Here is a 9,068-nt window from a genome sequence, read left to right as displayed (position 1 = left end):
GCCATCAACAGATTGTTGGCCACGCCCAGCAGCAATTCCGTCGCCATCAACATCACCATGGTCAGCGCCAACAGGCGCACCTGATTATTTTTGACGCGCAACAGCGCACCGCAAATTATGACCGCCAACAACCCCAGTACCACTCCGCCGATGCGGTGGGTCACATGGATAGCCATCCGCGCCTCTGTTTCGAGCTTGCCGCCGAGGTAGTTGGGGCCGACACTCTGGGCCAGATCGAAGCCGCCCCTGAAATCCATCTCCGGCCACCACTGTTGCTGACAGGTGGGAAAATCCCCACAGGCAAACGCGGCGTAATTCGCACTGGTCCAGCCGCCCAGGGCAATCTGCACAAACAGCGCGACCAGCATCAGTATCAGCCAGGGCTTGAGGCGATGTAGCTGGCGGGTAGCTGTCGGGGAAACCTGCCATGGCCTGCTGCCCAAACGCAGGGCGAGCAACCATAACAGCGAAAAGGTTGTCATGCCAGCCACGAGGTGGAACGTGACCACCTGGGGCAACAATTTCAGGGTCACGGACCACATGCCGAAAAAAGCCTGCCAGACCACCAGAAACAGAATCAGCGTCGGCAGGCGGAAGGGGTATTCCTCCATCTCCCTGCGGCGCCAGGAAATGATGGCAAGGGCGATCACCAGCAGGCCCAGCGCAGCAGCCGTATAGCGGTGCAGCATTTCCACCCAGGCCTTGCCGGGTTCAAAGGGTGAATCCGGGTATAGCTTTTCGGCTTGAGCGATATCTGCCGCACCACTGGGCCAGAGCATATGACCGTAACAGGCGGGCCAGTCCGGGCAGCCCAACCCCGCATCGGTCAAGCGCGCGAATACCCCCAACAGCAATACCAATGCCGCCAGCAGGGCGGCCACCAGTGCCAACCTGAATCCAGCTTTGCGGTATCTCGGCTTGCTAAATCTGATCATGAATGCAGACGGCCTGTTTTCCAGTATTGAGGTAATCAATGGTCCGGGGAGTATTTCATCAGGTGCTCGATGTCTTCGATAATCTCATTACCGCTATTGGCCAGCGTGTAGCTCATCATGATGAGCCCATCCTGGTCCACCAGATAAGCCCTTAATGGGTTCCCTGAATCCGCGTTACCCAGAAGGGGTGCATTGGTTCCCGCCAACAGGGCTTTCAGCGGCTCTTCATCCGCGTACAGGGTGTGAAGGAATGGATGCTGTTTCATGTATTCGCTGGTGTCACTATCAAGGTGGCTATCAAGGTTCAGGTACAGGCGCTCGAAGCGGCGGCTGTACTTGCCCAGACTGATGTGTACCTGGCGGGTCAAATAGAGGAGGTCCTGGCACGCCTGGTTGCAATGCGCATGACCCGGTATCAGCATCCGCCATTTCACTTTCTGGTCATCGAACAACCACGCCTGACCCTCGGCATCGTTTAACTGCAGGGTTTTGATGGAGACCGCCGGCAATACAAACTCGCCGTGATTGGTGGTGCCCAATTTTTTCAATAGGCGTTCACGGGATTCCTCGCTGTGTGGAAACAACAGGAATCCGGCAATAATCACACCGCTCAGGATGCCCACCATCAGCCAGACTTGCCACTGACCAGCTTTCTTACTCTGTTGCTGACTCATCAGCCTTCCTCTTTTGTTGTCTGCTCTGCCCTGCGGCGACTTTTTATCCACGCACCCAGGTTTGAATTAGCGAATAGGCTAAGGACGACCAGGGCGATCGCCAGCGCCGCCCACTGCACGGCATAACCGATGTGTTTTCCCGGCGTCAGATTGACCACCTCCCAGCCGGTTTCCAACGCTCCCGGTGTGTGCTCGTCGAGCCTGAGGCTGTAATCGTAGAGTGGTATGGACAGTTTTTCTGCCACCTTTTCCGGTGACGCATTCTGAATAATTTTCGCACCGGCCTCAACTGCCCAGCGATCTTCCCCCAGCATCAACTGCTCACCGGGGGAGCGATACAAGTAACCGGTCAACGCCACCACCCCCTGTTCATCCGGTACCGGCGGTAACTGGCTGCGATCCGCATTGCCCAATAACCAGCCGCGGTTGACCAGCAGCCATTGGCCATTTTCCGCCTTGAACGGAGAGATCACCTCAAAACCCGGCCGGCCATGCCGGACCCGATTATCCAGCAACAGGGGAGAGCGGTTGTCATATTCACCCCGTACCCGTACCCGCAGATACTGGCGGTCCTGCTGCTGTTCAGCTTCCTGCAGTGACACCGGTTGAGCGCTTGCACGCTGGCGGTTGCTTTCCACAAGCTGCTCTTTTTCGGCCGCACGCTCCAGCTGCCACAATGCCAGATTGACCGTGACGGGCAGAAAAAACGCCGCAAAAAGTAGCAATTTCCAGTTCCACTGCCACTGGAAAGAAACGCTGGATTGTTGCTGTGTCTGCTGTGACATCTGTGGTTAAATCATTTTCTTTGAATTGCGAATCCAAAGACCATGTTGCTAAAAGCCATAATCGTGTTGCTCTTCATTGCCGTATTGATCAGTCTCAGTAGTGCACTGGTGTTCCTGATGAAGGACGTCGGCAACCCGAGGAAAAGAACACTTTACGCGCTCGGTGTCAGGGTGGTGCTGGCCATCGCACTGGTCGGCACCATTGCCTGGGGCATCTATTCAGGTCGGCTTTCCAGCCAGGCCCCCTGGGACAGAGAGCTGCACCCGGAAAGAGTCGCACCGCAAAGCCAACCCTGATTGATCAACAAATCCCTTTCTTCCCCATAGATAAAAACGGCCAGGTTATCCTGGCCGTTTTTACGACTGCGTGTCTTTCCGGCGCCGATCAGGCCAGCACGTAAACGAAGATGAACAGGCCTACCCAGACCACATCCACGAAGTGCCAGTACCAGGATGCCGCCTCAAAGCCAAACGCGTCGTGATGGCTGAAGTGACCTTTCAGGCCGCGCAGGAATTGCACCAGCAGCATAAAGGTACCCATGGTCACGTGCGCACCGTGGAAACCGGTGAGCATGAAGAAGGTGGTGCCGTAGATACCGGACTCCAGGGTCAGGCCCATATGTTGGTAAGCATGAACATACTCTTCCACCTGCAGCACCAGGAAGATCGCGCCCAGGATAACGGTCAAACCCAACCAGGCATTGAACTTGGTGCGGTTGCTGTTTTTCAGGGCGGAGTGCGCCATGTGCACAGTCACACTGGAGGTCAGTAGAATTACCGTGTTCCACAGGGGCAGCCAGCTCATCAGCTTGCTCCAGCCGGGGAAGCTCATGTTCTCATGGGGTCCGATGAACTTGGCATTTTCGCCATTCGCCACCATATCCGGGGTGGTCATCAGCGGCCATTCCGGCTTGAAACCTTCCCACAACAATGAGCTATTGGGGTGGCCACCCTCACCGCCGAGCCAGGGCAGTACCAGGACACGAACGTAGAAGAGGGCGCCGAAGAAGCAGGCAAAGAACATCACTTCAGAAAAGATGAACCAGCCCATGCCCCAAACATAGGAGCGCTTGAGTTGATCGCTGTTCATGCCCGCCATGTTTTCTTTAATGACCGTGCTGAACCAGGTGTACAGGGTAAAGGCCATAATCAGGGCCCCGGCCAGGAATACCATGGCGCTACCTCCCTGTACCCAGGAGCCAGCACCATAAGCCATCGTGCCCATTCCAGTAGCTGCCATAATCGGCAACTTGCTCTGCTCGGGGACGTAATAGTTGCTCTCAGTTGACATTGGTTTTCTCCGTCATCGTCATGCGCTTGCGCACAACACTTTTATCATTGATTCACTTGTGCCACCGAATCGCTGACGCGACTCGTGATATCAAACAGGGTATAGGCCAGCGTTATGGTGGTAACGGCTTCAGGCAAGTCACGATCCACAATGAACACCAGCGGCAACTCAGCTTCTTCACCTGCTTTCAAAGGTTGCTGGTGAAAACAGAAACACTCTGTTTTGTGCAAATACTCGGCCGCATTGAAGGGGGTCACGTTAGGAATAGCCTGTGCCACCATATCCCGGCTGGTACTGTTCTTGGCGTAAAACGCCACCTCGGTCGGTTCCCCGGGATGTACCGATACTTCATACACCTTGGGATTAAACTGCCAGGGCATGGCGCCATTATTGGTCGCCAGGAACTGTACCGTCACCGTGCGGCTGGTATCTACACCAGCTTCTGTTACCTGATAGGGTCCACCTGTTTTGCCGCCGATGCCTGTGATTTCACAGAACATGTTGTACAGCGGCGGCATCACAAATAACGCAAAAAGGAACATGCATACGGCACCGCCCAGCAGCTTGACCAGCAAAATCCTGAGCGGATTGGCAGCCATGTTCCTCATCCTTCCTTGTTACTTCACTTCCGGCGGTGTGGAGAAGGTGTGGTAGGGGGCGGGGGTGGCAACAGTCCACTCCAGGCCCTCAGCACCTTCCCATGTTTTCGGTTCGCTCACGGGGGTACCCGCTTTGATGGTGCGAATCACGTTAAACAGGAACAGCAGCTGGGAAGATCCGTAAATAAAGGCGCCAATACTGGAGATCATATTCCAGTCCGAGAACTGCAGGGCGTAGTCGGCATAGCGACGGGGCATACCGGCCAGACCCAGGAAGTGCTGCGGGAAGAATGTGATGTTGAATCCGATAAAGGAGATCCAGAACTGCACCTTACCCATGGTTTCGCTGTACATCCGACCGGTCCATTTCGGCAGCCAGTAGTACACTGCCGCGGTGCCGGAGAATACCGCACCTGCCACCATCACGTAGTGGAAGTGGGCCACCACGAAGTAGCTGTCGTGGTATTGCACATCGGAAGGCGCAATCGCCAGCATCAAGCCGGTGAAGCCACCAATGGTGAACAGGATGACAAAGGCAATCGCAAACAGCATGGGGGTTTCGTAACTGAGCGAACCACGGAACATGGTGCTTATCCAGTTAAATACCTTGGCGGCTGTCGGCACAGCAATCAGCATGGTGGCGTACATGAAGTACAGCTCACCGCCCACCGGCATACCCACCAAAAACATGTGGTGAGCCCACACGATAAATGACAGGAAGGCGATGGAAGCCGTTGCATACACCATGGAGCTGTAACCAAACAGCGGCTTGCGGCTGAAAGTCGGGATGATATGGGAGATCACACCGAAGGCCGGCAGGATGATGATGTATACCTCGGGGTGCCCAAAGAACCAGAACACGTGCTGGAACAGAACCGGATCACCACCACCAGCGGCGTCAAAGAAGCTGGTGCCGAAGTTGATATCCATCAGCATCATGGTGACCGCACCGGCCAGAACCGGCATCACGGCAATCAGCAGGAATGCGGTGATCAACCAGGTCCAGACGAACATCGGCATTTTCATCAGGGTCATGCCGGGCGCGCGCATATTGAGCACGGTGGCGATGATATTGATGGAACCCATGATGGATGAGGCACCCATGATGTGAACACCGAAGATGAAGAAGTTCACCGTGCTCGGGGCATAGGTGGTGGACAACGGCGCATAGAAGGTCCAGCCGAAGTTCGGCGCACCTCCTTCCATGAACAGCGTGGATGCCAACAGCGCAAAAGCGAACGGCAGAATCCAGAAGCTCAGGTTGTTCATGCGCGGCAGCGCCATATCCGGCGCACCGATCATCATCGGGATCAGCCAGTTGGCCAAGCCGACAAAGGCCGGCATGATGGCGCCGAACACCATCACCAGACCGTGCATGGTGGTCATTTGGTTAAAGAATTCGGGCTTGATGATTTGCATGCCGGGCTGGAACAGCTCGGCGCGAATCACCATGGCGAAGAAGCCACCCAACAGGAACATGGCGAAGCTGAACCAGAGGTACATCGTGCCAATGTCTTTGTGGTTGGTGGTAAAGAGCCAGCGGCCAATACCTTTAGCGGGACCGTGTGCCATGACTTAATCCTCCTTATTGGCCTTGCTTGAATTTGAGAACGTCAATGGGCTGCACCAGATCGCCAGTCGCATTACCCCAAGCGTTGCGCTCATAGGTAATGATGGCTGCCAGGTCCACTTCAGAGAGCTGTCCACCAAAGGCCTGCATTGCAGTGCCCGCCTTACCATTGACCACGATATCCAGGTGGCCTTTGACATCGCCGGTGGCGATGGCCGAGCCTTTCAGGCCGGGGAACACACCGGGAATACCTTCACCGTTGCCCATATGGCAAGCGGCACAGGAGCGGTTATAGGCCGCTTCACCCTGAGCCATCAGCTCATCCAGTGTAAAGGTCTTGTTAGCCAGTTCGCGCACGGCTGCCACCTCCGCCTTCTTCTTGTCCAGCCAGGCGTTGTACTCTGCTTTTTCGAGCACATTGACCACAATCGGCATGAAGGCGTGGCCCTTACCACAGAGCTCCGCACATTCACCGCGGTAAATACCGGGCTCTTCAATATAGGCCCAGGTCTCGTTAACCAGTCCGGGAATAGCGTCTTTTTTCACGCCCAGATCCGGCACCCACCAGGAGTGGATCACGTCCTTGCCGGTAATCAGGAAACGGACTTTGGTTTTGACTGGCAGAACCAGTGCCTGGGAAACTTCCTGGAGATAGTATTGGCTTTTGGGGGCGGTGTTGTAGATCTCTTCTTCCGGTGTGGTCAGCTCGCTCATATAGGCGACGTCTTCACCGAGATACTCATACTGCCACTTCCACTGATAGCCAGTGATCTTGATGTCCATCTCAGCTTCAGCTGTGTCGTAAACATCCAGCAGCGCGCTGGTTGCAGGAATCGCCATAACGATCAGCAGCAGTGCAGGAATCACTGTCCAGACTATTTCCGCGGTGGTGTTTTCGTGGAAGTTAGCCGCCACAGCACCTTTTGATTTCCGGTGTGCGAACATGCTGTAAAACATCACACCGAAAACGCCAATTCCGATTACCACACAGATCCAGAAAATGATCATGTGAATATCGTAGATTGCGTTGCTCACGGGGGTTACCCCCTTGGGCATGTTAACAGCCCAACGCTGTGCGTCTTCTGCCAGTGCCTGACCCATTGCGGCCAGGGACATAACAGGGGCAAGCACAAGCGCGAAAAGCATACGTGCTCTTCTTGACATCGCCCTATCTCCAGTCATTAAGTTATTGTTTATAAGTAATGCAGTTTCCGGCCACGACTGGACACCCAGTACTGGACAGGAAAAACCGCGCGAGTATACCAGACTTTTTCCGCTGCGCTCCAGACTATTCCCCCCCGGCAGTTGGGGTTTTTCTGTCAGAATGGCCTTTTTTAAACCCCGGCCGCGCATGCTCAAACCCCATATTTCCCGACAGGTTTTCCGAATCGCCCTGCCGATGACACTGGCCAGCCTGAGCGTGCCACTGCTCGGTTTGGTGGATACCGGTATTCTCGGCCATCTGCCCTCGGACAATTACCTGGCTGCGGTTGCCGCCGGCAGCAGTGTGCTGACCATGCTGTTCTGGTTGTTTGGCTTCCTGAGAATGGGCAGCACCGGCTTGACAGCCAGGGCCTGGGGGGCAGGGGACCTGCAGCGCTGCCGGGAACTGCTGTTTCAGTCGTTACTGTTATCCGTGCTGATTGGCTGTGGACTGGTGCTGCTGCGGCAACCTATCCTCGAGACAACCCTGGCACTGATCGCCCCGTCGGCCGAGGCGCGGCCCCTGGCGCTGGAGTACTGTGCCATTCGCATCTTCGCCGCACCCGTCACCCTCGCGACCTACTGCGCCATCGGCTGGCTGCTCGGCCTGCAACAGGCCAGATCGACACTGGCTGTCATGCTGTTTGTCAATCTGGCCAATGTGGCACTGGATTTTTGGTTTATTGTCGGCCTCGACTGGAACAGCCGCGGCGCCGCCTGGGCCTCCCTCACCGCGGAGTATGCCGGCGCAGCCCTGGCCCTGCTGCTGGTCACCCTGAAACTCAAAGCGCTGCCTGCGCCCTGCAGCTGGCGGCGACTCGGCCACTGGCCGCGCTATCGAGAGTTTTTTGCGGTGAATCGACACCTGTTTGTGCGCACGGCGTTGCTGGTGTTTACCATGATATTCTTTACCGCGCAGGGGGCGCGACAGGGCGACGCGGTGCTCGCCGCCAACGCCATTCTCATGCAACTACTGTTACTGGTGGCCTTTACCCAGGACGGTTTTGCCCACGCCGCCGAGTCCCTGACCGGCCAGGCTATCGGCTCCCGTCAGCTGGATCGTTTTTACCAAATTTGTTTCACCAGCGCCTTCTGGGGACTGCTGATCGCCCTGCTGGCCACACTGCTATACCTGCTGTTTCCGCGCGCCATTATCCAGCTGTTTACCGATCTTCCCGCCGTCGCCACCGCCGCCCTGAATTATTGGCCCTGGCTGACCGCCTTACCCTTGACCGGCCTGGCCTGCTTCATGGCGGATGGCATCTTCATCGGCAGCGGCAAGACTCAAGCCATGCAAAACAGCATGCTGATCGCGGTGCTGCTGGTGTTTTTGCCACTCTGGTACGCTTCCCGACCGCTGGGCAACCACGGACTCTGGCTTGCCTATCTCGGCTTCTTGGCGGCGCGAAGCCTGTTGATGGCGGGTCTGTTTGTCCGCTATTCAAGACAGCACCTGTGGGACAACGGCAACACCTGAGTAGCCTGGAAATCTGGCGCCCTTATGACAAGATGTTCTTTGCCTTTTCAGTTCGCTCGACTAGGTTTTGAATATGGATACTGTCAACCTCCGCCAGGCTATCGCCACCGCCAAGGCCCACGAGCAGTCAACGGGGCAACTTGCACATTTAATGCAAACCCGGGCAAATCGCCTGCATCACACCATCCAGTTACCGCCCCGGAATATCGTCCCCGCCCTGTTGAACTTTATTATCCACTACATTGATCAGGTCCCGGAATTCATCGATGCGGTGGACGCCATCGCCAATGAATGCAACATCAGCGATTACACGGAACCTGTCATGAACGTGGCCAAGGAATTTTTTATCCAGCCCCCGGAACTGATCGACGGACACCACGGCCTGAGTGCACTGATGGACGAATCCTACCTGGCCCACCGCCTGATTGAAGAAGTCAATGACCGCTTCATGTCTCGCTACAACATGCCGCTGGTGCCCATGGACATGACCCGCTCCAACCTGATCATCCACCACCTGATCGGCGAGCCCTTTGC

General features: G+C 56.0%; 10 protein-coding genes. 3 read left to right on the top strand and 7 right to left on the bottom strand.

All coding sequences use genetic code 11. The annotated features are described in order from the left end of the window. The 3 genes from ABY948_RS09185 to ABY948_RS09175 form a co-directional block, all read right to left on the bottom strand. Positions 1-935, bottom strand: a 935-nt coding sequence (locus tag ABY948_RS09185; protein WP_461482232.1) for a COX15/CtaA family protein, incomplete at its 3' end; no start/stop codon positions are given. 35 nt (positions 936-970) lie between these two features. Beyond that, positions 971-1,609 (bottom strand): SCO family protein, encoded by a 639-nt coding sequence (locus ABY948_RS09180; RefSeq protein WP_461482231.1) that lies wholly within the window; start codon positions 1,607-1,609, stop codon positions 971-973. Then, positions 1,609-2,394, bottom strand: coding sequence for an SURF1 family protein (locus ABY948_RS09175; protein ID WP_461482230.1), 786 nt, complete (start codon positions 2,392-2,394; stop codon positions 1,609-1,611). The genes ABY948_RS09180 and ABY948_RS09175 overlap by 1 nt, the downstream gene beginning before the upstream one ends. A 42-nt stretch (positions 2,395-2,436) precedes the next feature. Between ABY948_RS09175 and ABY948_RS09170 the strand changes: the two genes are divergently transcribed. Next, entirely contained in the window at positions 2,437-2,691 is a 255-nt protein-coding gene (locus ABY948_RS09170; RefSeq protein ID WP_461482229.1) for a twin transmembrane helix small protein, read from the top strand. Positions 2,692-2,779: 88 nt separating this feature from the next. On the opposite strand, the gene ABY948_RS09165 is transcribed toward ABY948_RS09170, so the two are convergent. From ABY948_RS09165 to coxB, 4 genes are read right to left on the bottom strand one after another with little or no spacing between them, the layout of a single operon-like run. Next, on the bottom strand, positions 2,780-3,685 hold the full coding sequence (locus ABY948_RS09165; protein ID WP_461482228.1) for a cytochrome c oxidase subunit 3: 906 nt from the start codon (positions 3,683-3,685) through the stop codon (positions 2,780-2,782). 44 nt (positions 3,686-3,729) lie between these two features. Further along, entirely contained in the window at positions 3,730-4,284 is a 555-nt protein-coding gene (locus ABY948_RS09160; RefSeq protein WP_461482227.1) for a cytochrome c oxidase assembly protein, read from the bottom strand. 18 nt (positions 4,285-4,302) lie between these two features. Continuing rightward, complete coding sequence (gene ctaD / locus ABY948_RS09155) at positions 4,303-5,856, bottom strand: cytochrome c oxidase subunit I (RefSeq protein ID WP_461482226.1); 1,554 nt, start codon at positions 5,854-5,856, stop codon at positions 4,303-4,305. Positions 5,857-5,869: 13 nt separating this feature from the next. After that, the gene (gene coxB / locus ABY948_RS09150) at positions 5,870-6,970 is read right to left on the bottom strand and encodes a cytochrome c oxidase subunit II (RefSeq protein WP_461482233.1); all 1,101 of its coding nucleotides are present in this window, start codon (positions 6,968-6,970) and stop codon (positions 5,870-5,872) included. A 208-nt stretch (positions 6,971-7,178) separates the two neighbouring features. Here coxB and ABY948_RS09145 point away from each other — a divergent pair, with 208 nt between their 5' ends. Further along, positions 7,179-8,534, top strand: a complete 1,356-nt coding sequence (locus ABY948_RS09145; RefSeq protein WP_461482225.1) for an MATE family efflux transporter — start codon at positions 7,179-7,181, stop codon at positions 8,532-8,534. A 73-nt stretch (positions 8,535-8,607) separates the two neighbouring features. After that, a partial coding sequence (locus ABY948_RS09140) for a hypothetical protein (RefSeq protein ID WP_461482224.1) occupies positions 8,608-9,068 on the top strand: 461 nt, incomplete at its 3' end.

The organism is Porticoccus sp., assembly GCF_041592135.1.
In the GTDB taxonomy this organism is placed as follows: domain Bacteria; phylum Pseudomonadota; class Gammaproteobacteria; order Pseudomonadales; family Porticoccaceae; genus Porticoccus.
This window is presented reverse-complemented; position numbering and strand designations above follow the sequence as displayed.